Source organism: Isoptericola sp. NPDC056618 (assembly GCF_042792715.1).
GTDB classification, from domain to species: Bacteria; Actinomycetota; Actinomycetes; order Actinomycetales; family Cellulomonadaceae; genus Isoptericola; species Isoptericola nanjingensis.
On the sequence record NZ_JBHTVZ010000004.1, the window covers coordinates 138,338 to 163,589 of the forward strand.

Sequence of the window (25,252 nt, forward strand, 5' to 3'; positions counted from 1 at the left end):
CGCGGGAACCGGCCGCTTTCCGCGACGGATCGCTTGCTGGAAGGTGGGTGGGCGAGGTGTCAGCGGCCGAGCGCGGACTCCAGCCGGTCGACGAGCGCGGCCTGCGCGCTGACGACGAGGCGGCGGGCGTCGTCGGGGGAGAGCCAGGCGACCCGGTCGATCTCGGGCACCTCGATCCGCTTCCCCGACCGCGGGGGCCACTCGATCTCGACGGTGTTGCTGCGGACCTGGTCCAGGTCCGGCCCCGGCGGGGGCCACTCGCGGGCCCAGGCGAGGACGCGCTTGCCGGACCGCTGCCGCACCTCGCCGAGGTCGACGTCGGGGGACGACGGCGCGGGGAGCGGCAGCCCGAGCTCCTCCGCCGCCTCGCGCAGCGCGGCGGCGTGCGGCTCCTCGTCCGGCTCGAGCTCGCCCTTGAGCACCGTCCACGCGCCCTCGTCCTTGCGCGCCCAGAACGGCCCGCCCATGTGCCCGAGCAGCACCTCGAGGCCGCCGTCGTCCGTGGTGCGGTAGAGCAGGAGGCCTGCGCTGGTCGTCGCCATGGTCACAGTGTGACCCGAGGGCCGCCTGGCCGGTGCGGTACTCCCTCGCCGCCGGCCGTACGACCTCGGCGAAGACGTGAGACGGAGTATCGCTTGACGTGAGACCCGGTCGCGGGTGACGATGGAGGAGGACCGGCGCCGGCCACCACCAGCCTCGGACGGCGCCGGTCCGCACTCCTCACCGGGCCCGGAACGCCGGACCCCCGCGCAGAGAGAGGTCGTCGATGACCCGCAGCCCGTCCCGTGATGTCCCCGTCATGCCCGGTGTGACCGCCCCCGACTACGACGTCTCGCAGCCGCTGGACCTCGACTACGTGGGCGCCTTCGCCGACGTGACGCCCGAGGAGCGCGCCCACCAGCTCGCCGTCCGCGAGTTCGTGCAGGAGGACGTGCTGCCCGTCATCGACGGCTACTGGGAGCGGGCCGAGGTGCCGTTCGACCTCGTGAAGAAGCTCGCCGAGCGCGACTTCCTGCGCGACGGCGTCGACGTCCCCGGCCGCCCGTCGATCTCGTTCATGGCCGAAGGGCTGGCCAGCATGGAGATGTCGCGCGGCGACGGCTCCGTCGCCACGATCTGCGGCGTCCAGGGCGGCCTCGCGCTGCGGTCGATCGTCATGCACGGCTCGCCCGAGCAGGTCGAGCAGTACGCCGAGCCGATGGCGCGCGGGGAGATCCTCGGCGCGTTCGCGCTCACCGAGCCCACCCACGGCTCGGATTCCGTCTCGCTGGAGACCACGGCCCGCAAGGAGACGCGCGACGGGGTCGAGGGCTACGTCCTCGACGGCGAGAAGAAGTGGATCGGCTTCGGCTCGTGCGGCGACATCACGGTCGTCTGGGCCCGCCTCGTCGGCGACGACGGCGACAACCAGGTGCACGGCTTCATCGTCCCGCAGGACGCGCCCGGCTACACCGCCACGACGATCGAGGGCAAGGTCTCGCTGCGCGCCATCTGGCAGGCGCACATCGTGCTCGACGACGTGTTCGTCCCCGCGAGCGCGGCCCTGCCCGGCGCGACGTCGTTCAAGGCGACCGCCGCCGTCCTCTTCGCCACCCGCCTCGCCGTCGCGTGGTCCGCGGTCGGGCACGCCGTCGCCTGCTACGAGGCGGCCGCCGCGTACTCGACCCAGCGCATCCAGTTCGGCCGCCCGCTGGCCAAGAACCAGATGGTGCAGGAGCGGCTCACCCGCATGCTCTCGCTCGTCACCCAGATGCAGCTGCTCGTCGCGCAGATCACGCGCCTGGCGGACGCCGGCACGCTCACCGGCGAGCAGGCGTCGCTCGCGAAGTACACGACGACGCGGCAGGCCCGCGAGGTCGCGTCGATCGCCCGCGACATGCTCGGCGGCAACGGCATCCTGCTCGGCAACCGCGTCGCGCGGCACTTCGCCGACCTCGAGGCCCTGCACACCTACGAGGGCACCGAGTCGATGCAGGCGCTCATCGTCGGCCGCGACATCACCGGGGTCTCGGCCTTCGCCTGACGCCCGGCCGTCGCCGCCTCGCGGGCCCCCGTCTCTCACCAGGAGAGACGGGGGCTTGACGCTTTCCCGGGCCACTGCCAGAGTCGGGCGCTGGAAATCGTTTTCGAACCACGACGAGGTGGAGGGTGCGATGCGGCTCAGGCAGGTCTGCCTGACGGCGGCGGTGCTGGCGCTGACGACGACGGCGGCGGCGTGCGGCTCGACGACGGTGCCGGCAGCCGAGCCGGACACCTCCTCGGGCCCGCCGGTCGCGGGCCTCACGGCCTGGTCGCTCTCCGGCGGCAGCGACATCGTGCTGGAGCGGTCGTTCGAGAGCTGGAACGACGACCACCCCGACCGCCGGTTCGAGGTGGGCTGGCTCGAGAACGACGTCTACAAGGACGAGATCCGGGCGGCGATCGACGCGGGCACGGCGCCGACGCTCGTCTACGGCTGGGCCGGGAGCGACCTCGCGGGGTACGTGGCCGACGGGGACGTCCTCGACCTCACGGGCCGGGTGGACGCCGCGCTGGACAAGGCGCTGCCCTCCGTCGCGAAGAACGGCACCGTGGACGGGCGCACGTACGCCGTCCCCGCCAACCAGACCCAGCCCGTGCTGCTCTATCACAACGCAGACGTGCTGAAGCGGGCCGGCGTCGAGCCGCCGGAGACCTTCGACGACCTGCTCGACGCCGTTCCCGTGCTCCGGGAGGCGGGCGTGCGGCCCGTCGCGCTGGCGGGCGGAAGCCGCTGGCCCGAGCTGATGTACCTGCAGTACCTCACCGACCGCATCGGCGGGCCCGAGGTCTTCCAGCGCGTCGTTGCGGGCGAGCCGGGCGCCTGGTCCGACCCGGCGCTCCTGGAGGCGCTGCGCAAGGTCCGCGCGCTCGTCGACGCCGGGGCGTTCGGCGACGACTTCACCGAGGTCACGGCGGACTCGAGCGGCGACGTCGGGATGCTCGTGTCCGGGAACGCGGCGTTCCTGGTGCAAGGGGCGTGGATCTATCCGGACCTCGTCACCTCCATGCCGGAGCTCGTCGCCGCGGGCGGCATCGGCTTCGGCGCGTTCCCCACCGTGGCGGGCGGGGTCGGCGACCCGGACAACGTGGTCGGCAACCCCGCGAACTTCTGGTCGGTGTCCGCCTCGGCGTCGCCGGCGGACCAGCAGGCGGCGATCGACTTCCTCAACGCGGAGACGTACTCCGAGCGGGCGGTCGACACGTTCCTCACGGTCCGGACCGTGCCGCCCGTGCGGGGGATCGACGAGCGCCTGACGCAAGGCGACAGCGCGGAGTACCTGCGTGCCGTGTACGAGATGGTCGACTCGGCCCCGCACTTCCAGCTCTCCTGGGACCAGGCCGTCCCGCCCGACCAGGCGGCCGCGCTGCTCGACCACCTGCATCAGGTGTTCACGGGCGAGCTCGACCCCGAGGGCTTCGTCGACGCCATGAACGACACCCTCTGAGCGGTCATCCGCCCAGGTCGACGGTGACGACGTCGGGGAGCCGCAGCCCGAGCCAGAACGCCCCTGCCGGCGGACCCGGGGCGACGTGGCCGGTCGCGACCAGCCAGGCCGTGAGCACCATGCCGTGGGTCGCGACGACCAGGTCGCCGCCGCCGGCGTGCTCGCGCACGGTGTCGTCGAAGCGGCGGGCCGCGTCCGCCGCGGACTCCCACCCGTCGTGCCGCGCGTCGGAGGCGCCCTCGACCCAGGCGCGACGCGCCTCCCGGAACTCCGTGGAGACGGGCTCGGGCGGGCGCCGGACCTCCCCGAACCGCGGGTCCGTGGGGACGTCGGCGCCGCCGAGCGCGAGGGAGAGCGTCTCCACCGCCTTGCGCTCGTCGCTCGCGACGGCGTGCGCGCCGTCCGGGAGCCGGAGCCCGCGCGCCGCCGCGCGGCCGGCCGCCGAGAGCGGCCAGGCGTGCGGGGGCACGTCGTCGGACACGTGGGGGGCTGCATGACGGACGACGGTGACGCGCACGGGGCCAGTCTGCCCGTGCCTCGCGGACCGACGACCTTCCTCCGGGCACCGGGCTCGACATCGACGACTGAGCGTTCAGCGCGGCAGTTCGTGCTCGGCGCGGCAGTTCGAACTGCCGCGCCGAGCCCGAGCTGCCGCGCCGAGCGCCGTCAGGGCGCGACGGCGGGCGTCGTCTCCGCCTCGGCCTGCTCGCGCCGGTGCACGCGCCACCACACGAAGAACCCGGTCAGGGTGAACGCGCCGTAGAACACGTACATCAGGGCCGTGGCGTAGTACCCCGCCGACCAGAGCAGGGGCACGCCGACGACGTCGACCGCCACCCAGACCAGCCAGAACTCGACCCAGCCCTTGGCCATGCCGTACGTGGCGACCAGCGACCCCATGAAGATCCACGCGTCCGACCACACGGGCTCGTACGAGCCGAGGGCGCGGAACAACGGGGTGAGCAGCAGGGTGCCGCCCACCATGACGACGACGATCCCGACGCGCTCCCGCCAGGACGCCCAGTGCGGGTGCACCGCCGCGCCCCCGTCGGCGGGGATCCTGCCGTCCGCGCGCACCTCGAGGGCGGCACGCTCGGTGCGCCGCCACTGCACCCAGCCGTAGATCGACACGATCAGGAACATCACCTGCCGGCCCGCCTGGCCGAGCATGTCGGCGCGGCTCGAGTCGCCGAACCACGAGCCCATGAAGACGGTGAACAGCACCAGGTTGCCGACGATGCCGACGGGCCACGCCCACACCTTGCGGCGCATGCCGCCGAGCGCGGAGGCGAGGCCGAACAGGTTGCCGACGATCTCGCGCCACGACATGTGCTGGTCGCCGATGGTCAGCGTGGCGTTGAAGAACGCGTCGATCGCGTCCATCGTTCACTCTCCCGGTCCGAGGTGCGGCGTCCGGGGTGAGGGGTCGGCGCTCGCCGCGTCGGGCCCCGTGGGGCCGTCGTCGGCGGCACGACGCCCGGCGGCACCCACCCTGACGGGTGCGTGCCGCACGTGCTTCCTCCCATCCGGACTTTGACCGTCGGCCCTGGAATCTCACCAGGTCAGCCGGCCCCACCCTGCCGGAGCAAGGGAGGCCGGGTCGCGGGCTGTCACCGCCGGCTCGGAATTTCACCGACCCCGGAGCACGTACGTGCGTGTCTTTCCACCGCCGGAGGTCCCGGCGGTGTCCTGCACAACTCAGGATGCCACAGCGGCATTCCCGCCGGCCGCACCGCGTCCGGCCGTCTCGACCGTCGGTCAGGCCAGCGCGTCGCGGACGGCGCGCGCGACGTCGTCCGGCCCCGCCCCGGGCTCCAGCACCGTGACCACGACGCGCTTCCCGTCGCCGCCCGTGGCGACCGTCCGGCCCTCGCCGGCGGAGGCGGCGTCGGCGGGGGCGGATGACGGCGCCGTGGAGTCGTCGTCGTGCGCGAACGGGGCGACGGCCGCCCGCCGGAGGTCGGCGAACGCCTCCTCCAGCTCCGGGCGCAGGTCGAGGTGGGGGTTGCGCAGCCAGCGCCGCAGGATCGCGTTGTGCACCGCGACGACGGACGCCGCGAACGCGATCGACATCGTGGTGGTGGACCGGTCGGGCGGCAGCGTGTCGCGCAGGTAGGCGGTGAACGCGCGCTCGTAGCGGTGCGTCGTGACCAGCTCGCGGTCGCGCAGCGCGGGCACCTGCTGCAGCAGCTGGTGCCGCGCGATCGACGTCTCTCGCTGGCCCACGTGGTGGTCGAAGACGAGCCGGGCCGCGCGGCAGACCTCGAGGTACGGGTCGGTGGTCGGGTCCCACGCCCGCTCGGGCGCGCGGCCCGACTCCTCGCTGGCCCGCGCCTCGGGCCGGGTCTCCGCGAGCATGACGACGACCTCCTCCAGGAGCAGCTCGTGGTCCGCGAAGACCACGTCCTCCTTGGAGCGGAAGCGGCGGAAGAACGTCGCACGGCTGACGCGGGCGGCGTCGGCGATCTCCTCGACGGTGGTCTGCTCGTAGCCCTGCCGGGAGAAGAGGTCGATCGCGGCGTCGACGGCCTGGGCGTGGGTGTGCGTCCGGACGGCGGTCATGCCAGGGAGATTACTCCGGCACCGCCGGTCGTCCCCGCTGCGTCCGCTCGTCCGTGGACCCCAGCAGCAGCCGGTAGAACCGGAAGAAGCCGAAGTCGTCGACCGGCAGCACCTCGACGCCGGCGTAGCCGGCCGCACGCGCGTAGCGCCGCAGCGTGGCCGGGCGCATCACGGTGCCCGTGCCGGCCGACGGGCTCGTGGACAGGCCGTCCGGCAGGCACACGAACAGGCTGTAGCCGTACATGATCCGGTCGACGTCGTCGGCCGGGGCGCGGAACTCGTCGGCGACGGCCTCGTCCATGACCACCACCACGCCGTCCGGCCGCATCGCGCGGCGCACCCCCTCGAGCACGGCGACCGGGCGCGGCATGTCGTGCACGCACTCGAAGGCGAACGCCGCGTCGTACGGCTGGGCGACGGCGAGCTCCGCGGCGTCCGCGAGGTGGAAGAAGGCCCGCCGCTCGAGCCCCGCCTCCGCGGCGGCCGCCCGTGCGGCAGCCACGGACGGACGGTCGACGTCGACGCCGTGGACCTCGGCGAGCGGGTACGCCTCGGCGAGGGCGAGCGTCGACCAGCCGAAGCCGCAGCCGACGTCGACCACGCGGGCCCCGGGCCGGGAGAGCGCCTCGTGGACGGCGGGCAGCGCCGCGAGCGTCGGTGCCAGGCGGCGCTCGAACCACGGGCGGTTGACGTCGGACTGCGCCTGGCGGGCGTCGTCGCCGAGCTGGTCCCACGACACCCCGCCGCCGTCCCGGTACGACTCGAGCAGACGGGGCAGCTGCGGTCCGATCGCGCCGACGAACCGGGCCAGGGGCGCCAGGTACGACAGCGAGGACGTGTCGGTCAGCACCTCCGCGTGCGCCGCGGGCAGTGCGTAGAGGCGGGTCCGGGCGACGTGCTGCGGGTCCGCGTCGAGCGCGGGTGCCGCGCCGGCGTCCTCCGCGACGAGGACGCCGGACGCCGCCTGCTGCTCCAGCCACTCGCGCGCGTACCGCTCGGCCGTGCCGGTGGCCTCCGCGAGCCCCGTGGACGTCAGGGGGCCGGACGACGCGAGCGCCCGGTACCACCCGAGCCGGTCGCCCACGTGCACGGCCAGGACGTCGATGGCGCCGAGCGTGGCGGCGAACAGCCGCTCGGCGAACGCGTCGGCGGTGTCGCCGGTGTCGGCGGTGTCGGTCGGGTCGGACATGGCGGCACCTCCGTGCCGTGGCCCGGACGTGCGGGCCCCGCGGCGTCGTCGGGAGGCGGCGCCCGTCTCGACGCTAGCCCGCGGGAGCCCGGCGCGTCGACGGCCCGTGCGGGTGATCCGCGTCAGCCGTGACGGCGCCTGCGGTCGTCGTCCGGCTTCCCTCGGCGGCGCTCGTCGAAGCCCGCCTCGGCGGGACGCCGGGCGCGCTGCAGGTACCGGATCTCCCGGACGGCGACCCCTGCGGCGAGGAAGAACGGGATCCATGCCCAGACCCTGCCCCGCAGCACGACCCACAGCATCGCGAGCGCGACGACGCACGCCCCGACCACGGTCCACACGCTCGCCCACCGCACCTTGCGCACGGGCCGAGGCTACCGCTGCCCCTCCCGCGGAACACGTGCCCCCGGCATGGGTAGGGTGGCGGTCGTGACTTCCGGGACCACGACCGCGCCGACGACCACGACCGCCCCCACCACGACCGTCCCCGTCGTGGACGTCTACGTCGACCCGCTGTGTCCCTTCGCGTGGATCACGTCGCGCTGGGCGCTCGAGGTGGCGGAGCACCGGGACGTGGAGCTCACGTTCCGGCTGATGAGCCTGTACCTGCTGAACAAGGACCGGGACGTCCCGGCGGACTACCGGGCGAAGATCGAGGCGTCGCGCGGCATCGGCCGCGTCGCCGCGGCGGTGCAGACCGAGCACGGCCCCGAGGCGTTCAGCGCCTTCTACACCGCGGCCGGCACGCGCATCCACCCGGGCGGCCGCCGGGACGACCTCGACGCCGTCGCCGTGGAGGCCCTGGCCGAGGCCGGTCTGCCCGCCGCGCTGGCCGACGCCGCGACGTCGGACGCCTACGACGCCGCCCTCGCCGTCTCGCACGAGGAGGGCATGAAGCCGGTGGGCGAGGACGTCGGCACGCCGACGATCCACGTCGACGGCGTCGGGTTCTTCGGCCCGGTCCTCACGCGCATCCCGCGCGGCGAGGACGCGGTGCGGATCTTCGACGGCGCCGTCGCGCTCGCGTCGTTCCCGGACTTCTTCGAGCTCAAGCGGTCGCGCACCTCCTCGCCGACCTTCGACTGACCTCCCGGCGCCCCGCCGGTCCCACCGTTCCACCGAGAGGCGAACCCGTGACCCTCGACCTGCGTGTCTTCACCGAGCCCCAGCAGGGCGCGTCGTACGACGACCTGCTCGCCGTCGCGAAGGCGACCGAGGACCTCGGCTACAGCGCGTTCTTCCGCTCCGACCACTACCTGACGATGGGCGGCGACGGCCTGCCGGGCCCCACCGACGCGTGGACGACGCTGGCCGGCCTGGCCCGGGACACGTCGACAGTGCGCCTCGGCACCCTCGTCACGTCGGCCACGTTCCGCCACCCCGGCGTCCTGGCGATCCAGGTGGCGCAGGTGGACCAGATGTCCGGCGGCCGCGTCGAGATCGGGCTCGGCGCCGGCTGGTTCGCGCGCGAGCACGAGGCGTACGGCATCCCGTTCCCGGCCCGGCGGTTCGGGCTCCTCGAGGAGCAGCTGGAGATCCTCACCGGCCTGTGGGGCACGCCCGCCGGCGGGTCGTACTCGTTCGACGGCGAGCACTACACGCTCGTCGACTCCCCGGCCCTGCCCAAGCCTGCCCAGGCGAAGATCCCGGTCATCGTCGGCGGGGGCGGGCCGAAGCGCACGCCGGCGCTGGCCGCCCGGTTCGGCGACGAGTACAACCAGGCGTTCCCCGAGCTGGACACGGTCGCGCCGCGCATCGGCGTCATCAACGAGGCGCTGGCGGAGGCGGGGCGCACCCCGGACTCGATCGTGCAGTCCGTCGCGCTGGTGCTCGCGGTGGGCAAGGACGAGGCGGAGTTCGCGCGACGTGCGGCCGCGATCGGCCGCGAGCCCGCCGAGCTGCGCGAGCACGGCGTCGCGGGCACGGTCTCCGAGGCCGTCGACCTGCTCGGCTCCCTGCGCGACCAGGGCATCCAGCGCGTGTACCTGCAGGTGCTCGACCTGCACGACCTCGACCACCTGGACCTGGTGGCGCGGGAGGTCGCGACGCAGCTCTGAGGCGAGCCGCAGGCCTGTGACCTGCGGCGACAGTCGGCCAGGGCGACGGTCTCGCCTGCTGAACTCACCCCGCCGAAGCCGTGACACGGGGGCGCGGCGGGGTTATGTTCCCGACAGACGACGAGGTGGCCCGCTCTCCGGAGCGGGTCACCTCGACCCGTTCAGGGCCGAGGTCGCGCCCGCCGCAGGCCCGCAGGACCGACACGACGCCGCCGTCGCCCGGACGACGTGGTCCACGCTCCCCGCCGCACGACCGCGCCCATGCCCGGAGGACACGCCATGTCCGTCTCCGAGTTCGACCGTCTCGTCGTCACCCCGCGCCGCACCGAGCACGTCCGGTCGCGCCCCCCCGGCCCGCTCCGCGCGGAGCCGCCGCGCCCCACCGCCCCGCCGAGGGACGAGAACGCCGCCTCGCGGTCGCCGTCGCTCGCCCTGATCATGCTGCTCGCGACGCTCGGCGTCGTGGCCTACGCCGTCTTCCTGCTCAACCCCGCCCACCGCGGGGACGCGCTGCCGTACGTCATGGTGATCACGGCCGAGACCATCCTCGTCGTGCAGGCGCTCCTCGCGATGTGGACGGTGCTCTCCAGCGGCTACGACCCGCGCGGCTTCTCCTTCCACCACGCGCAGGACCGCCTGTTCGACCTGCCCGAGATCGTGCGGGACGAGGCCGAGGACGACCCCACGCGCTGGACCCTGTACCTGCACGACAGACCCGTGACCGTCGACGTCTTCATCACGACGTACGGCGAGAGCCTCGACACGGTCGCGCGCACGGTGCGCGCCGCCGTCGCCCTGCGCGGCCGCCACCGCACCTGGGTGCTCGACGACGGCCGCTCGGACGACGTGCGCGACCTCGCCGCCACGCTCGGTGCCCGCTACGTGCGCCGGCTGTCGAGCCACGGCGCCAAGGCCGGCAACGTCAACCACGCGCTGACGATCGCCAAGGGGGACTACTTCGTCATCCTCGACGCAGACTTCGTCCCCAGGCCGGAGCTCCTGGTCGAGACGGTCCCGTTCTTCGTCTCCGACGACGTCGCCTTCGTGCAGACCCCGCAGACGTACGGCAACCTCGACAACCTCATCTCGCGCGGCGCCGGCTACATGCAGGCCGTGTTCTACCGCTTCGTGCAGCCCGGCCGGAACCGTTTCAACGCGGCGTTCTGCGTCGGCACCAACGTGATCTTCCGCCGGGCGGCGGTCGACGACATCGGCGGCATGTACACGGACTCCAAGTCGGAGGACGTGTGGACGTCGCTCCTGCTGCACGAGCGTGGCTGGCGCACCGTCTACATCCCGACGGTCCTCGCGGTGGGCGACACCCCCGAGACCGTCGAGGCGTACACCAAGCAGCAGCTGCGCTGGGCCACCGGCGGCTTCGAGATCATGCTCCAGCACAACCCGCTGAGCCCGAGGCGACGGCTCACCCTCGACCAGCGCCTGCAGTACACGGTCACGGCCACGCACTACCTCTCGGGCATCGCGCCCCTCGTGCTGCTCCTGGTCCCGCCGCTGCAGATCTACCTGGACCTCACGCCGATGGACCTGACGATCTCGCCGAGCACCTGGTTGCTGTACTACCTGGGCTTCTACGGGATGCAGATCGCGATCGCGTTCTTCACCCTCGGGTCGTTCCGGTGGGAGGTGCTGATGCTCGCGTCGGTGTCGTTCCCGATCTACACGAAGGCACTGTGGAACGCCCTCACCGGCAAGGAGCAGGCCTGGCACGTCACGGGTCGCGCCGGCCGGGCCGAGTCGCCGTTCAACTTCATGCTGCCGCAGGTGCTCTGCTTCGCGTTCCTGCTGCTGACGTCCGCCGTCGGCGTCTGGAAGGAGTGGGGCGACGACCCGCTGCCCAGCCTGGCGCTGGCCTGGAACCTCACCAACACGTTCATCCTCGGCGCGTTCGTCGTCACGGCGCTGCGCGAGTCGCGCCGCGCCCGCGCCGCCGTCCCGTCCGCCGGAGGTGCCGCGTGACCTGGACCAACCGCCTGCGCCTCGTGGGAGGCCTGCTCGGCGTGGTGCTGCTGTGCGCCGCGCTCACCCTGGTCATGAACCGTCGCGGGTCGCAGGCCACGTCGTCGGCCGCGACCATCTCCGCCGAGACGCTCGACGTGGGCACCGACTACGCCGGGACGGTCGCCGAGGCGCTCGTCGAGGAGGGCGACGAGGTGCGCGCCGGCGACCCCCTGCTGGTGCTGCGCAGCCTCACGCTGCAGCACGACCTCGCCGTCGGCCTCGTCAGCCGGGAGGGTGGCGCCTACGAGGTGGCCGAGGACGGCACGATGACCGTGGTGGCCCCCGCCGACGGCGTCGTCACCGACGTGGCCGTGGCCCAGGGCGCGTTCGCGCAGTCGGGGGAGGTGCTCGCCACCGTCGAGCGCCAGGGCTCGCTGTTCGTCGACGCGAGGCTCGTGCTCGACCCGGCGGACTTCGCCCGCGTCCGCGACGGCGCCACGGTCACGGTGGTGCTGCCCAACCAGGCCGAGGTGGACGGCGTCGTGGACGCGGTGGCCGTGCAGAACACGAAGAACCAGGCGGAGGCGACGGTGCGCGTCTCCAGCGCAGGCCTGGTGCGCGGCGCCGAGCACGGGCTCGTCATGGCCGGCACCCCGGTCACCGCGGTGATCGACCTGCACGACGACGGCCCGCTCGCCGGCGTGGACGCCTCGTTCAGCCAGTTCCTGCGCCGGGTGGGCCTGTGACGACGCCCGCGCGGGGCGGCGCCGGGGGGCGGAGGAGGCGCGTGCCGCCGCCGGTCGCCGGTGTGCTGACGGCGGTCCTGGCCGTGGTCCTGGCGTCGTCCGGCTGCGGCGTCCTCGGGGGGCCGGCGCCCGCCGGGGAGGACCCTCCGGGCCCTGTCGACGCCCCGGCGCCGGAGGAGAGCCTCGCGGCGCCCGACGTCGACGTGTCGCTGCTGCCCCAGGAGCAGGTCGCGGCCACGCCGACGACGCGACTCGCCGACGGCCTGGCGCCGCCCACGAACCGGTGGTTCTCCAGCCTGGCGCTCGGCGACGCGCCGCAGCCCGTGTTCCCGGTGCCGCTCGCGGTCGCGCTGACCGGGGGAGGGTTCGCGTACGGGCTGCCGCAGGTCCAGGTGACCGAGACCTCGATCCTCGGTCCGTTCGACCCGCAGGTGGGCGCGGACGTCGGCGCCGCGTCGTCGGTGGTGTCGGAGTACGACGTCGCGTCGGTGACGGTCGAGCTGCGCGACGGCGCCGGGGCGGCGCTCGGGCACCTGCGGATCGTGGAGGGGTCTCCCGTGCTGCGGTACGTCGCGGCGTCCGACCAGGACGTGGCGATGACCTCGGCGTTCACCGTCGCCGACGGCCGGGCGTCGACCGAGGTGCTCGACCGCGAGCACGTCCTCGTGGGTCCGGGCGGCACCGACGACCCCGGTGCCGGGCTCTCCGACGACGGGCGCGTGCTCACGCTCGCCGCGGGCGAGTCCGTCGCATGGTTCCCGGTGCCGGACGGGGCGTCGGGTGCGTCGGTCGACACCCTCGTCGAGGCGGCCTCGCGCCCCGTGACCGGGGTGACCGCGTCGTACGGCGCCGGCGACGACGGCGTGAGCAGCGCGCTGACCTACGCCACCGCGGACGGGGGCCCCACGGCCGTCGTGCGGATGCCCCACCAGGCGGACTCCACGGGGGCCACCTGCGGCCTCGGCTCGTACGCGACCGTGCACGGGACGGTCGACGTCTGCACGGCCACGACCCTGGGGTGGTCGAGCCCCGCGGTGGAGCCGGCCGGCAGGCTCGACCTGTCGGGCCTGGACGACGACGCGCGCGCGGAGCTCGCCGACCAGGTGCGTGCCGACGCGGCCGCCGTGGAGGCGGGGACCCTGGAGGCGCCGTCCGACACGTACTTCGGGGGCAAGGCCCTGGCCCGGGACGCCACCCTGCTCGGCCTCGCGGAGGGGCTCGGGCTGGACGGGGTGGCCGGGCCGCTGAGGTCGGGACTCGAGGAACGACTGCGGGAGTGGGCCGAGCCCGACGGTTGCGAGCACCGCGCGGAGCGCTGCTTCGTGCACGACCCGGTGCTGGCGACCGTGGTCGGGAAGGTGCCGGGCTTCGGCTCGGAGGAGGCCAACGACCACCACTTCCACTACGGGTACTTCCTGTACGCGGCGGGCGTCGTGGCGGCCGACGACCCGGGGCTCGCCACCGACCTCGCGCCCGTGCTGGACCTGCTCGCCGCGGACGTCGCGTCGGGCACGGGGGTCGGCGGGATGCCCGCGCTGCGGGTGTTCGACGTCTACGCCGGCCACTCGTGGGCGTCCGGGTACGCGCCGTTCGCCGACGGCAACAACCAGGAGTCGGCGTCCGAGGCCGTCTCGGCCTGGAACGGGCTGGCCCTGTGGGCGCAGGCGACGGGGGACGCCGAGCTCGAGGAGCAGGCGCGGTGGATGCTCGGCGCGGAGGCCGCGTCGGCGCGCGCCTACTGGACCGACTTCGACCGGGACGACCCCGCCGTGGAGGGCTTCGGCCACCAGGTGACGTCGCTCGTGTGGGGCGGCAAGCGGGACTGGGCCACGTGGTTCAGCGCCGAGCCGAGCGCGATGCTCGGGATCCTCGTGCTGCCGGCACAGCCGGTCGCGACCTACCTCGGCGGGGACCCGGACCGCATCCGGGCCAACCTCGACGAGGCGCTCTCCGGGCCGCGCGACGACCCCGCGTCGTGGGACGTGACGTTCGGCGACCAGCTGCTCGTGTACGCCGCGCTGGCCGGGCCGGAGGACGCCGCCGCGGCGCTCGGCGTCGCCCGCGACCTGCCCGGCGAGCGCATCGACGACGGGAACACGCGCTCGTGGCTGCTCGCGTGGCTGCTGGTGCGCGCCGCGTAGAGCCTGTCCAGCAGGCCGGCAGAGCGGGGCGCGGCCGTGATCTCAACGTTGCAGAACGGCTGTTGACGGAGGCGTCCGAGGGCTCTACGGTGAATCCATTCAACGCGGGGAATCGCTTTCCCGCTGCGGGCCGGCGACGTCGCCGGCCCGGAGGCTGACCGGTCCGACGACGGCCCGGGCATCGACGGAGATGGGACCGGGCCATGGCACACGAGGGCGCGCGCGCGGAGGTGGCGGCGGCACGTACGGCGGTCCCCGCCGACGGCGCCCGGCTGGAGCGATGGTTCGGGTGGGTCGACACGCTGGCGTTCCTGGGCCTGCTCAACCTCCTCGTCCTCGCGGGCACGCTGGCCGGGGGAGTGGTGCTCGGCGTCGCGCCCGCGCTCGCCGCGGCGACCGTCGTCAGCCGCACGCGGCTGCGGGGCGACACCCAGCGCGCCGCGCGCGACTTCGTCCGCGCCTGGGCCTCCGGCTTCGGCCGCGCCAACCTCCTCGCCGCGCCGGGCCTGCTGGCCCTCGCCCTCACCGGGACGAGCCTGCTCCTGCTCGACGACGCGCCCGCGGTGCTCCGCGTCGCGCTCGCCGTCGTCGCCGGCCTCGGCGTCGTGCACCTGCTGCTCGCCCTGACGATGGACGCCCACTACGACCTGCGTCGCGGCGACGTCCCGCGCCTGGCCTGGGCGTTCCTGCTGCGCTCCCCCGGGGCGCCCCTCCTGCTCGCGGCGACGACGGCGCTGGTCGGCGTCGTCACCGCGTTCGTGCCCGGACTCCTGCCCGTCGTCGCGATCGGCGCGTGGGCGTACCTGTGCACGGCCCTCTGCCTGTCCTTCTACGCCGCCAACGACCGCCGGCTCGGCGACCAGGCGGAGACCGACCCCCTCGACGAGTGAACGACGACGTGCACTCCGACGAAAGGAACAGCATGCGCACACGACGGCTGGCCCCTCTGGCCCTCCTCGCGGTCGGGAGCCTCACGCTCGCGGCCTGCGGCAGCGGCGGTGGCGACGGCGACGGCGGTGGCGGTGGCGGTGGCGAGGCGCTCGACTCGCTCTCGATCATGGCGCCGTACTTCTCCGCGACGCCGCCGGAGGACGACGATCCGGTGGGCGCGAAGCTCTCCGAGCTGGCGGGGCTGGACCTCGACATGCAGTGGGTGCCCAACGCGGAGTACGGCGACCGGACCAACGTGGTGCTGGCCGGCGACGAGATCCCCGACGTCATGGTGATCCAGCAGAAGAGCCAGGGCTTCGTGCAGACGGCGGAGGCCGGCGGCTTCTGGGACCTCACCGAGTACCTGGCCTCGGGCGACTACCCGAACCTCGTCACGGAGAACCCCGACGTCCAGCAGGCCTCGAGCGTCAACGGCAAGGTCTACGGCGTGTACCGGGCCCGCGACGTCGTGCGCACGTCCATCACCATCCGCAAGGACTGGCTGAAGAACCTGGGCCTCGAGGAGCCCACGAACACCGACGAGCTCATGGCGCTCGCCAAGGCGTTCACCGAGGACGACCCCGACGGCAACGGCAAGGACGACACCTACGGGATGATCATCCCCGCCTGGGGTGCGTCGATCGGCACGGGCAGCCCCTACGACGCCATCGAGACCTGGTTCGGCGCGGGCAACGTGTGGAAGGACGAGGGCGGCCAGCTGATCCCGTCGTTCACCACCCCGGAGTGGAAGCAGGCGCTGGACTACGAGAAGCAGCTCATCGAGAACGGCTACGTCAACAAGGACTACGCCACGATGGACGGCTCCACCCAGTGGAACGAGCCGTTCCTCAACGGCAAGGGCGGCATCATCATCGACGTCCAGTCGCGCGCGTCGCAGCTGGCGGGCCTGTTCAAGGAGAAGGACCCCAAGACGTACGACCAGTTCGTCGCGCTCCAGGGCAACATCGCCGGGCCGAACGGCGACTTCGCGCTCCCGACGCCCGGCTACAGCGGCTTCCTCGCCGTCCCGAAGGCGTCGGTGCAGACCGAGGAGCAGCTCACGCAGGTGCTCACCGCGCTGAACGAGCTGAGCAGCACCGAGGGCCAGGTGCTGGAGAACAACGGCATCGAGGGGGACAACTTCACGGTCGAGGACGGCTTCGCGGTCAACGACGAGTCGAAGCAGGACTACACGGACCTGGTCAGCGGCTCGTGGGCCCAGATCGGCACCAACGTGGCCGGCTACGAGGCCTACAAGCCGAAGCCGGAGACGGAGTACGACGCCGAGCTCGAGCAGGAGCGCGCGGACCTGCAGGCCAAGGACCTCGAGAAGGCGGTCTTCAACCCCGGGGCGGCGCTCGTCTCCGAGACCTACATGACCAACGGCGTCCAGCTCGACCAGGTCATCGCCGACGCCCGCATCCAGTACATCAGCGGGCAGATCGACGAGGCAGGGCTCGACGCGGCGATCGCGCAGTGGAAGTCCAGCGGTGGTGACGCGGTCACGGCCGAGATGAACGAGCTCTACGGCCAGCTCGGCTGATCCCCTCCGGTGCGGGGCCGGGCCTCGGTGCCCGGCCCCGCACCCCGTCCGAGAAGGAGGCTGCGATGACCGCCGTCGTCGACGTCGAGCAGGCCGGCACGCCCGCGCCCGCCGCCCCTCCCGCGCCCCGCCGGCCGCACCGCGGCTGGGCCCGGGTGGTGCGCTACCGGTGGCTGCTGGTGATGATGCTGCCGGGCATCCTGTACTTCCTGCTGTTCCGCATCTGGCCGATGTGGGGCGCGCAGATCGCGTTCAAGAACTACGTGCCGTTCCTGGGGATCCAGGGGTCGGAGTGGGTGGGCTGGCACCACTTCCAGGAGTTCTTCTCCAACCCCGACTTCCCGCGGCTGCTGGGCAACACGCTGATCCTGGCCGCGCTGAGCCTGTTCGTGGCGTTCCCGCTGACGATCGTGCTGGCGCTGCTGCTCAACGAGGTGCGGCTGTCGGTGCTCAAGCGCACGGTGCAGACGCTGGTCTACATCCCGCACTTCCTGTCCTGGACGGTCGTGGTGTCGCTGACCGCGCTGCTGTTCGCGATCGGGACCGGCCCGCTGTCGTCCTTCCTGGACGGGCTCACCGGCACGGAGACCAACTACCTGGCCGACCCGGACTGGTTCCGCCCGCTGATCCTGCTGCAGACGATCTGGAAGTCCACCGGGTGGGGCACGATCATCTTCCTCGCCGCCCTGGCCAGCGTGGACCAGGAGCAGTACGAGGCCGCCGTCATCGACGGCGCGGGCCGCTGGCAGCGCACCTGGCACATCACGCTGCCCGCCATCCGCCCGACGATCATCGTGATGCTCATCCTGCAGACCGGGGAGATCCTCAACACCGGCTTCGAGCAGATCTACCTCATGTCCAACGCGCTCAACCGCACCGTCGCGGACGTGTTCGACACGTACGTGTACTTCACCGGCATCCAGCAGGGCGCGTACTCCTACTCCACCGCGGTGGGCCTGTCGAAGGCGATCGTCGGGCTGGTGCTGATCTTCGGCACCAACTGGCTCGCCAAGCGCTTCAACCAGCAGGGGATCTTCTGATGGCCGCACCGCTCACCACCGTGCCCACCACGCCCACCGTGGCGCCCGGCCCCGCGTCCCGGCGCGCGTCCCGGCCCTCCACGCAGCACCAGCGGTTCAACACCCGTGCGGGCCGGGCGTTCGACGTCGTCAACGTCGTGCTGCTCGTCGCCGTCGGCCTGCTGGCGCTGCTGCCGTTCCTGTACGTGCTCGCGGGGTCGTTCGCGACCGAGCTGGAGATCACCACGCGACCGTTCTTCCTGTGGCCGCGGGACTTCACGACCGACTCCTATGCCTCGATCCTGTCCTCGGACGCGTTCGTGCGGGCCTTCGTCACCACCGTCGTCGTGACCCTGGTCGGCACGCTCGTCCAGCTCGCGCTGACGGCGCTGATGGCTTACCCGCTGTCGAAGGTCGACCTGCCCGGGCGGCGCACCATCATGACCGTCGTCGTGTTCACGATGGTGTTCTCCGCGGGCATGATCCCCACGTTCCTGGTGGTCAAGCAGCTCGGCCTGCTCGACTCGTACTGGGCGCTGATCCTGCCGATGGCGATCAACCCGTTCAGCCTGATCATCATCAAGAACTTCTTCCAGCAGCTGCCCCAGGAGCTGGAGGAGTCCGCCAAGATCGACGGCGCGCACGAGCTGCAGATCCTGCGGCACGTCGTGATCCCGCTGTCGAAGCCGGTGCTCGCGACGTTCGCGCTGTTCTACGCCGTCGGCATCTGGAACGACTACATGTCCCCGCTGCTGTACCTGAACGACCAGGACATGTGGACCCTGCAGATGTTCCTGCGGCAGGTCACCGCGTCGGCGTCGCTGTCAGCGCAGGACATGGGCGCCGAGCTGCCCCCGCCCGCGCAGGGCATCAAGTTCGCGGTGGTCATCGTGGCCACCATCCCCGTGCTCCTGGCCTACCCGTTCCTCCAGAAGCACTTCGCCAAGGGCATGCTGATCGGGAGCGTGAAGGGCTGACATGACCATCCACCTCGCGGGCGACTCGACCGTCGCCCCCACCGACCACGGCCGCACCTCGGGGTACCCGGAGATCCCGCTGCTGGGCTGGGGCGACGAGCTCGCGGCGTTCACGGACGACGTCGTGCGCAACCACGCGATCGGAGGGGCCACCACGGCGTCGTTCCGGGCCGAGGGGCGCTGGGAGAAGCTGCTCGCCGAGCTGCGGCCCGGCGACACGGTGGTGATCCAGTTCGGGCACAACGACCAGAAGGAGCCCGACGAGCTCGCGGCCGAGGGCGGGTACACGGACCGGCTCGCGCGGTTCGTCGCGGAGGCGCGCGCGAACGGGGCGCGGCCCGTGCTGGCCACGAGCGTCGAGCGCCGCCTGTTCGACGGCGACGGAGCGCTGCGCTGGTCGCACGGGCCGTACCCGGCGGCGGTCCGGGCCCTCGGGCACGAGCTCGACGTGCCGGTGCTCGACCTCACCGCGTTCACGCGCTGGCTGTACGGGTGGCTGGGCCGCGACGCGTCGGCGGCCCTCTTCCCGCACGGCGCCGCCGCGGCGGCGGGTCTGCCCGTCGACGAGAAGCTGGCCAAGGACAACACCCACTTCACGACGGCGGGGGCGCGCGCCGTCGCCCGCTACGTGGGCGAGGCCCTGGCGTCGCTCGACGGCGTGCACGACGCGGAGGAGCCGCTCGGGGCGTGGGTGATGCAGCCGTGACAGCCCCCTATCGCAACGCCCTGGCCGGTCCCGGCGACCTCACGGGGTGGGTGGCGGAGGGGCCCGTCGGCGTCGAGCACCGCGACGGCGGCCTGGTGCTGCGCAGCACGGCCGACGAGGCCGCGCTCGACGCCGACGGCCGCGGGGACCACGCGCACTTCACCTGCTGGTGCCCGGAGGTCTTCCCGGCGGACGTCGAGGTCGCGTGGGACTTCCGGCCGCTGGCCGGCGACGGCCTGGCGATGCTGTTCTTCGCCGCGACGGGCACCGACGACCGCGACCTCTTCGACCCCTCGCTGGCCGAGCGCACGGGGTTCTACCCGCAGTACCACTCGGGCGACGTGTCGACGCTCCACGTGTCCTACCTGCGCCGCAAGTGGGCGTCCGAGAAGCGGTTCCGCACCTGCAACCTGCGCAAGAGCCCCGGCTTCCGCCTCGTCGCGCAGGGGGCCGACCCGCTGCCCGGGCCCGACGACGCCGACGGCCACTACCGCGTGCGCGTCACCAAGCGCGGCGCCGACGTCGCCTTCGCGATCGACGACCTCACCCTCTTCACGTTCCACGACGACGCGCCGCTGGGCGCCGGCCGGATCGGCTTCCGGCAGATGGCCCCGCTCGTCGCCCACTACCGCAACCTCGAGGTGACCCCGCTGTCATGACCACCGCCCCCGCCGCATCCCCGCTGACCGAGTCCGTCGAGACCCCGGACGGGGTCCACGTCCCGCTGCACTGGCTCGACGACGTCGCGCCCGACCTCACGGTCGGGGGCGTCACCTGCGGCGTCCCGTTCCGCCCGGGCGTGGTGCGCGACGCCGCGGAGCTCGCCGTCGTGGACGCCTGGGGACGTGCTGTCCCGGCGCAGACGTGGCCGCTCGCGACGTGGCCCGACGGCAGCGTGAAGTGGTCCGGCGTCGCCCTCGGCGCAGCGACGCCGCCCAGCGCGTCCTACCGCGTCGTCGCCGCCCCCGAGGGCGTGCCGGACGCCACGCAGGACGGCGCCGGGCCCGCGGTCACGGTGGCGCAGCACGACGACGAGGTGGTCGTGGACACGGGCGCGTGCACGGTGGTCGTGGGGCGTTCCGGTCCTGACGTCGTGCGGTCCGTGCGGGTGCGCGGCGTGGAGGTGGCGCGCGCGGGGCGGCTGGTGTCCAGCCGGCAGGACCGCCCGGAGCCCGACCACCGGGGACGGCGCGAGTCGGTGGGCGTGGTGCGCGACGTCGTCGTCGAGCAGGCCGGACCGGTGCGCGCCGTCGTGCGGGTGACGGGCGCGCACCGCGACGTCGACCGGGCCCACGAGGACGGCGCGCCCGCCTGGCTGCCGTTCACGCTGCGGCTGGTGCTCGCGGCCGGGGCCCCGACGTTCCGGCTGGTGCACTCGTTCGTGTGGGACGGCGACCCCGAGCGCGACTTCCTGTCGTCGCTCGGCCTGCGCTTCGACGTCCCGCTGCGCGCCGCGCCCTACGACCGGCACGTGCGCCTCTCGGGGGCGGACGGCGGGCTGGTGCGCGAGGCGGTGCAGGGCGTGACCGGGCTGCGCCGGGACCCGGGCGCGGAGGTGCGCGCGGCCCAGGTGGCGGGCCGCGCGACGCCGCCGCTCGCCGAGTGGGACGAGCGCGTCTCCGGCCGGCTGCGCTGGGTGCCGACCTGGGAGGCCTGGTCGCTGCGCCAGCTCTCCGCGCACGGCTTCACCGTGCACAAGCGGACGGCGCCGGACCGGCCGTGGATCGACGTCGCGCAGGGCACGCGGTCCGAGGGTCTGGGCTACCTGGGGGACACGGGCGGCGGCCTCGCCGTCGGGCTCACCGGGTTCTGGCAGTCGCACCCGACCGGGATCGACGTCGAGCGCGCGACGACCGACGTCGGGTCGCTCACGACCTGGCTGTGGTCGCCCGACGCCGCGCCGATGGACCTGCGCTTCTACCACGACGGCCTCGGCCAGGACACGTACGACGACCAGCTCGACGCCCTCGAGATCACCTACGAGGACTACGAGCCGGGGTTCGGGAACGCGCACGGCATCGGCCGCACGCACGAGCTCACCGTCACCGCGTTCGCCGGCACGCCCGACGCCGACGCGCTCGCGCGCCTCGCCGCGGGCACCGCGGCTCGGCCCCAGCTCGTGCCCACCCCCGGGGCGCTGCACGCGGCGCGCGTGCTCGGCGACTGGGACCTCGTCGACCGGGGCACCCCCGAGCGGGCGGCGCTGGAGGACCGGCTCGCCACCATGCTCGACTTCTACGTCGGTCAGGTGGACCAGCGCTCCTGGTACGGGTTCTGGAGCTACGGCGACGTCATGCACGCCTACGACCCCGACCGGCACGTGTGGCGCTACGACGTCGGCGGCTACGCCTGGGACAACTCCGAGCTCTCCCCGGACCTGTGGCTGTGGACGTCGTTCCTGCGCACCGGCCGGGCCGACGTCTTCCGGCTCGCCGAGCGCATGACCCGCCACACGGGCGACGTGGACGTCTACCACGCCGGGCCGTGGCAGGGGCTGGGCAGCCGGCACAACGTGCAGCACTGGGGGTGCAGCGCCAAGCAGGTGCGCATCTCGACACCGGCGTACCGGCGGCCGCACTACTTCCTCACCGGCGACGAGCACACGCGCGACCTCATGCTCGAGCTGCGCGACTCCGACCGGAACTTCCTCGGGCTCGACCCGACGCGCAAGGTGCGGCCCGACGCCGCCACGTACCGCCCGCGGCCCGAGGCGCTCGCGGTCGGGCTCGGCACGGACTGGAGCGCCCTGGCCGCCACGTGGCTCGCGGACTGGGAGGCGACGGGGAACGAGCGGTCGCGCGACCGGCTGGTCGGCACCATGACCGACATCGGCGCGCTGAGGCACGGCTTCTTCACCGGCGAGGCGCTGTACGACCTGGGCACGGGCCGGTTCGCCACCGACCGCGACCGCGTCACCGTCTCGCACCTGTCCGCCGTCTTCGGGCTGGTCGAGATCTGCTCGGAGCTGGTGTCGCTGGTCGACGCGGGCCTCGTCGACGCCCCCGGCTTCAAGGAGGCGTGGCTGCAGTACTGCCGCCTCTACCTCGCGACGCCGGCGGAGCAGGAGGCCGAGCTCGGCGTCGCGCCGTCGGGCACGAACCTCGAGCAGGCGCACTCCCGTCTCGCCGCGTACGCCGCGGCTCGGCTCGGCGACGACGGCCTGGCCGACGTCGCGTGGCGCGCGTACTTCCGCGGCGGGGAGTTCATGGGCGAGGAGGCCTTCCACCCCGTGCCGGTGCTGCCGCCCGAGACCCTGGTGCGGATCGACGAGGCGCGGACGCTGTCCACGAACGACGCCGCCCAGTGCAGCCTCGCCACGATCCAGAACCTCGCGCTGGTGGGGCACCGGCTGACGCGGGGGTGAACCGGGGGCGGTGCGGGCCAGTACGCTGTGCGGCGGCAATCTTCACCGGACGTTCACGGGCGAGCGACAGCGGTGAGCACGGCGGCCCGCACGCGGGCCCGACGGACGGAGCACCATGAGCCTCGGCTGGACCAAGCACGGTGACGGCAGGCACGTCGCCCCCGGCGACGTCGTCGCCCCCGACGAGCGGCTGAGCTGGCCGCGCACCATCGGCATCGGCATGCAGCACGTGGTGGCCATGTTCGGCTCCACGTTCATCGTGCCGCTGATCACCGGGTTCTCGCCCGCGACGACGCTGTTCTTCTCGGCGATCGGCACGGCGCTGTTCCTGCTGATCACGCGCAACCGGCTGCCCAGCTACCTGGGGTCGAGCTTCGCCTTCATCGCGCCGATCACGGCCGCGACGGCGTCGCACGGCGAGTCGGTGGCCGTCGGCGGCATCCTCGTCACCGGCCTGGTGCTCGCGGCGATCGGCGCTCTGGTGCACTTCGCCGGCGCCCGCTGGATCGACGTCGTGATGCCGCCGGTCGTGACGGGCACGATCGTCGCGCTCATCGGCCTCAACCTGGCGCCCGCGGCCTGGGGCACGTGCACCGAGTCCGTCGTCGACGGCGAGATCGTGCAGGCGTGCGACAGCGGGTTCCGGGCCGCGCCGCTCACGGCGACGATCACGCTCGCGGCGATCATCCTCGTCACCGTGCTGTTCAAGGGCATCATCGGCCGCCTGTCGATCCTGGTCGGCGTGGTGATCGGCTACGTCGCCGCGATGCTCCAGGGCCAGGTGAGCTTCGACGCGGTCCGGTCGGCCGACTGGTTCGGCTTCCCGCACTTCGTCACCCCGTCGTTCGAGCCGGCGGTGCTGGGCCTGTTCGTGCCGGTGGTGCTCGTGCTGGTCGCGGAGAACGTCGGCCACGTGAAGTCGGTCGCGGCGATGACGGGCAAGAACCTCGACGACGTCGCCGGCAAGGCCCTGTTCAGCGACGGCCTCGCGACGACGCTCGCGGGCGTGGGCGGCGGCTCCGGCACCACGACGTACGCCGAGAACATCGGGGTCATGGCCGCGACCCGCGTGTACTCGACGGCCGCGTACTGGGTGGCCGCCGTGACGGCCCTGCTGCTGTCGATGTCGCCCAAGTTCGGCGAGCTCATCGCCACCATCCCTGCGGGCGTGCTCGGCGGGGCGACGACGATGCTCTACGGCATGATCGGCATCCTGGGCGCCCGCATCTGGGTGCAGGGCAAGGTGGACTTCGGCAACCCGGTGAACCTCACCACCGCCGCCGTCCCGCTGATCATCGGCATCGCGAACTTCACGTTCTCCGCCGGCGACCTCACTTTCGAGGGCATCGCGATCGGCACCGCGGCGGCGCTGGTGATCTACCACGGCATGCGCGCGATCGCGCGGTGGCGCGGCACCGGCCAGGAGCCGGCCTCGCCGGCGTCGGCTCCCGCGGCGGCCGGGACGACGGACTGACGCCCCGCCCCGGGTGGCTCGGCCCTACTTCTTGGGCAGGGTCACCTGGGGGATCGGCGTGATCTCGTCGGCGGGCACGCACCCCTCGACGTCCTTCATCGGGGTCTCGGCGTTCAGCAGCACGCTGTCCTCGCTGAGCGGCGGGCTGTACTCCTCGCCCACCAGCAGGTCGACGGTGTTGCCCTTGCGGTCGTCGAGCACGAGGCGGACGTCGGGGTACTGGGCCGCGAGGGTGTAGGCGCGGGTGATGCCCTTGGTGCCGAAGCGCACCTCCGACTGGCCCAGCTTCTCCACCCAGTTGCCGGTGTCGACGATGTTGAACCCGCGCTCGCTCAGGACGTCCTCGTTCGCGCCGGCGAGCGGCTCGCTGCCGTCGGCGGCGTTGTAGACGCGCACCTTGACCTTCGAGTACGGCACGGGCAGGGCGCCGTCGGGCTGGCCCTTGACCTGCGGCAGGCACGGCTCGGGCTGCGGCGCCTCGGCGACCGGCGTGTAGATGGGTCGCGAGAACGGCGAGCTGAACGCGCCCGAGTACATCGCCGCGGCCGCCAGGCCCGCGAGCAGCAGGAACGCGATGAGGAGCCCGAAGACCACGGCCTGCCGCTCGTGCTCGCGCTTGCGGCGCGTCTCGCGGACCGGGTCAGGGGCAGGTGATGTCACGCGAAGAAACTACCCGAGTTCGGGGGATCGTTCGCGGGAGCGCCGCCGGTCGTGGCGGGAGTCACCGGAGCACGAGGACGCGGGCGTGCAGCACGGGCCGCTGCTGGAGGGCGGCCCGCACGGCGCGGTGCAGACCGTCCTCGAGGTACAGCACGCCCCGGTACTCGACGACGTGGGCGAAGAGGTCGCCGAAGAACGTCGAGTCCTCCGCGAGCAGGTGGTCGAGGTCCAGCGTGCGCTTGGTGGTGACGAGCTCGTCGAGACGCACCTGGCGCGGCGGCACGTCCACCCAGTCCTTGGCGGTGACGTGCCCGTGGTCGGGGTAGGGACGGCCGTCCCCCACGGCCTTGAAGATCATGGCTGCCATCGTAGGGGCGGGCCTGTGACCAGCCGCCTCGTTGCCTCGCGATACGGACACGATCCCGTCACGATCCCGTCACGGGCGGGCCCCGTGGGGGTCG

Annotated in this window: 23 protein-coding genes and 1 riboswitch; of the genes, 15 read left to right on the forward strand and 8 right to left on the reverse strand. The window is 73.2% G+C overall.

From position 1 onward, the window contains the following. Window positions 1–59: 59 nt before the first annotated feature. Entirely contained in the window at window positions 60–542 is a 483-nt protein-coding gene (locus ACFQ8T_RS08100; RefSeq protein ID WP_430546039.1) for an NUDIX domain-containing protein, read from the reverse strand. A gap of 257 nt (window positions 543–799) precedes the next feature. On the opposite strand from ACFQ8T_RS08100, the gene ACFQ8T_RS08105 reads away from it, so the two are divergent. Next, on the forward strand, window positions 800–2,023 hold the full coding sequence (locus ACFQ8T_RS08105; RefSeq protein WP_430546040.1) for an acyl-CoA dehydrogenase family protein: 1,224 nt from the start codon (window positions 800–802) through the stop codon (window positions 2,021–2,023). A 130-nt stretch (window positions 2,024–2,153) separates the two neighbouring features. Continuing rightward, entirely contained in the window at window positions 2,154–3,467 is a 1,314-nt protein-coding gene (locus tag ACFQ8T_RS08110; RefSeq protein WP_430546041.1) for an extracellular solute-binding protein, read from the forward strand. Window positions 3,468–3,471: 4 nt separating this feature from the next. On the opposite strand, the gene ACFQ8T_RS08115 is transcribed toward ACFQ8T_RS08110, so the two are convergent. The 5 genes from ACFQ8T_RS08115 to ACFQ8T_RS08135 form a co-directional block, all read right to left on the reverse strand. After that, complete coding sequence (locus ACFQ8T_RS08115; RefSeq protein WP_430546042.1) at window positions 3,472–3,984, reverse strand: histidine phosphatase family protein; 513 nt, start codon at window positions 3,982–3,984, stop codon at window positions 3,472–3,474. A gap of 149 nt (window positions 3,985–4,133) precedes the next feature. Beyond that, on the reverse strand, window positions 4,134–4,850 hold the full coding sequence (pnuC, locus tag ACFQ8T_RS08120; protein WP_430546043.1) for a nicotinamide riboside transporter PnuC: 717 nt from the start codon (window positions 4,848–4,850) through the stop codon (window positions 4,134–4,136). Window positions 4,851–4,975: 125 nt separating this feature from the next. Then, window positions 4,976–5,118, reverse strand: a riboswitch (FMN riboswitch). A 107-nt stretch (window positions 5,119–5,225) separates the two neighbouring features. Beyond that, window positions 5,226–6,029: a TetR family transcriptional regulator gene (locus tag ACFQ8T_RS08125; RefSeq protein WP_430546044.1), complete on the reverse strand. Its 804-nt coding sequence runs from the start codon at window positions 6,027–6,029 to the stop codon at window positions 5,226–5,228. A gap of 10 nt (window positions 6,030–6,039) precedes the next feature. Continuing rightward, the gene (locus ACFQ8T_RS08130) at window positions 6,040–7,218 is read right to left on the reverse strand and encodes a class I SAM-dependent methyltransferase (protein ID WP_430546045.1); all 1,179 of its coding nucleotides are present in this window, start codon (window positions 7,216–7,218) and stop codon (window positions 6,040–6,042) included. Window positions 7,219–7,340: 122 nt separating this feature from the next. Beyond that, entirely contained in the window at window positions 7,341–7,580 is a 240-nt protein-coding gene (locus ACFQ8T_RS08135; protein WP_430546046.1) for a hypothetical protein, read from the reverse strand. A 64-nt stretch (window positions 7,581–7,644) separates the two neighbouring features. Between ACFQ8T_RS08135 and ACFQ8T_RS08140 the strand changes: the two genes are divergently transcribed. The 13 genes from ACFQ8T_RS08140 (at window position 7,645) to ACFQ8T_RS08200 (ending at window position 24,131) form a co-directional block, all read left to right on the forward strand. Next, window positions 7,645–8,301, forward strand: a complete 657-nt coding sequence (locus ACFQ8T_RS08140) for a disulfide bond formation protein DsbA (protein ID WP_430546047.1) — start codon at window positions 7,645–7,647, stop codon at window positions 8,299–8,301. A gap of 47 nt (window positions 8,302–8,348) precedes the next feature. Next, window positions 8,349–9,272 (forward strand): LLM class F420-dependent oxidoreductase, encoded by a 924-nt coding sequence (locus ACFQ8T_RS08145; RefSeq protein WP_430546048.1) that lies wholly within the window; start codon window positions 8,349–8,351, stop codon window positions 9,270–9,272. 279 nt (window positions 9,273–9,551) lie between these two features. Beyond that, on the forward strand, window positions 9,552–11,249 hold the full coding sequence (locus tag ACFQ8T_RS08150; protein WP_430546049.1) for a glycosyltransferase: 1,698 nt from the start codon (window positions 9,552–9,554) through the stop codon (window positions 11,247–11,249). Then, window positions 11,246–11,977, forward strand: coding sequence for an HlyD family efflux transporter periplasmic adaptor subunit (locus ACFQ8T_RS08155; protein WP_430546050.1), 732 nt, complete (start codon window positions 11,246–11,248; stop codon window positions 11,975–11,977). The genes ACFQ8T_RS08150 and ACFQ8T_RS08155 overlap by 4 nt, the downstream gene beginning before the upstream one ends. Window positions 11,978–12,018: 41 nt before the next feature. Next, window positions 12,019–14,118 (forward strand): glycosyl hydrolase, encoded by a 2,100-nt coding sequence (locus ACFQ8T_RS08160; protein WP_430546051.1) that lies wholly within the window; start codon window positions 12,019–12,021, stop codon window positions 14,116–14,118. A gap of 203 nt (window positions 14,119–14,321) precedes the next feature. Then, window positions 14,322–15,008 carry a DUF624 domain-containing protein gene (locus ACFQ8T_RS08165; protein WP_430546052.1) on the forward strand — a complete coding sequence of 229 codons (687 nt, stop codon included), beginning with the start codon at window positions 14,322–14,324 and terminating at the stop codon, window positions 15,006–15,008. Between the two features lie 32 nt (window positions 15,009–15,040). Further along, window positions 15,041–16,591 carry an extracellular solute-binding protein gene (locus tag ACFQ8T_RS08170; protein ID WP_430546053.1) on the forward strand — a complete coding sequence of 517 codons (1,551 nt, stop codon included), beginning with the start codon at window positions 15,041–15,043 and terminating at the stop codon, window positions 16,589–16,591. Between the two features lie 65 nt (window positions 16,592–16,656). Then, window positions 16,657–17,631, forward strand: a complete 975-nt coding sequence (locus ACFQ8T_RS08175) for an ABC transporter permease (RefSeq protein WP_429766572.1) — start codon at window positions 16,657–16,659, stop codon at window positions 17,629–17,631. Then, window positions 17,631–18,587: a carbohydrate ABC transporter permease gene (locus ACFQ8T_RS08180; RefSeq protein WP_430546054.1), complete on the forward strand. Its 957-nt coding sequence runs from the start codon at window positions 17,631–17,633 to the stop codon at window positions 18,585–18,587. Before ACFQ8T_RS08175 ends, ACFQ8T_RS08180 begins: the two co-directional genes overlap by 1 nt. Window position 18,588: 1 nt before the next feature. Then, on the forward strand, window positions 18,589–19,293 hold the full coding sequence (locus ACFQ8T_RS08185; protein WP_430546055.1) for a rhamnogalacturonan acetylesterase: 705 nt from the start codon (window positions 18,589–18,591) through the stop codon (window positions 19,291–19,293). Beyond that, window positions 19,290–19,952, forward strand: a complete 663-nt coding sequence (locus ACFQ8T_RS08190) for a DUF1961 family protein (RefSeq protein ID WP_430546056.1) — start codon at window positions 19,290–19,292, stop codon at window positions 19,950–19,952. The genes ACFQ8T_RS08185 and ACFQ8T_RS08190 overlap by 4 nt, the downstream gene beginning before the upstream one ends. After that, the gene (locus ACFQ8T_RS08195; RefSeq protein WP_430546057.1) at window positions 19,949–22,657 is read left to right on the forward strand and encodes a Tat pathway signal sequence domain protein; all 2,709 of its coding nucleotides are present in this window, start codon (window positions 19,949–19,951) and stop codon (window positions 22,655–22,657) included. The genes ACFQ8T_RS08190 and ACFQ8T_RS08195 overlap by 4 nt, the downstream gene beginning before the upstream one ends. Window positions 22,658–22,772: 115 nt before the next feature. Continuing rightward, window positions 22,773–24,131, forward strand: a complete 1,359-nt coding sequence (locus ACFQ8T_RS08200; protein WP_430546058.1) for a uracil-xanthine permease family protein — start codon at window positions 22,773–22,775, stop codon at window positions 24,129–24,131. Between the two features lie 24 nt (window positions 24,132–24,155). Here ACFQ8T_RS08200 and ACFQ8T_RS08205 read toward each other — a convergent pair whose 3' ends face one another. Both ACFQ8T_RS08205 and ACFQ8T_RS08210 read right to left on the reverse strand, forming a co-directional pair. Continuing rightward, window positions 24,156–24,791, reverse strand: a complete 636-nt coding sequence (locus tag ACFQ8T_RS08205; protein ID WP_430546059.1) for a LytR C-terminal domain-containing protein — start codon at window positions 24,789–24,791, stop codon at window positions 24,156–24,158. A gap of 61 nt (window positions 24,792–24,852) precedes the next feature. Beyond that, window positions 24,853–25,149, reverse strand: coding sequence for a type II toxin-antitoxin system VapB family antitoxin (locus tag ACFQ8T_RS08210; protein WP_430546060.1), 297 nt, complete (start codon window positions 25,147–25,149; stop codon window positions 24,853–24,855). Between the last annotated feature and the right edge of the window lie 103 nt (window positions 25,150–25,252).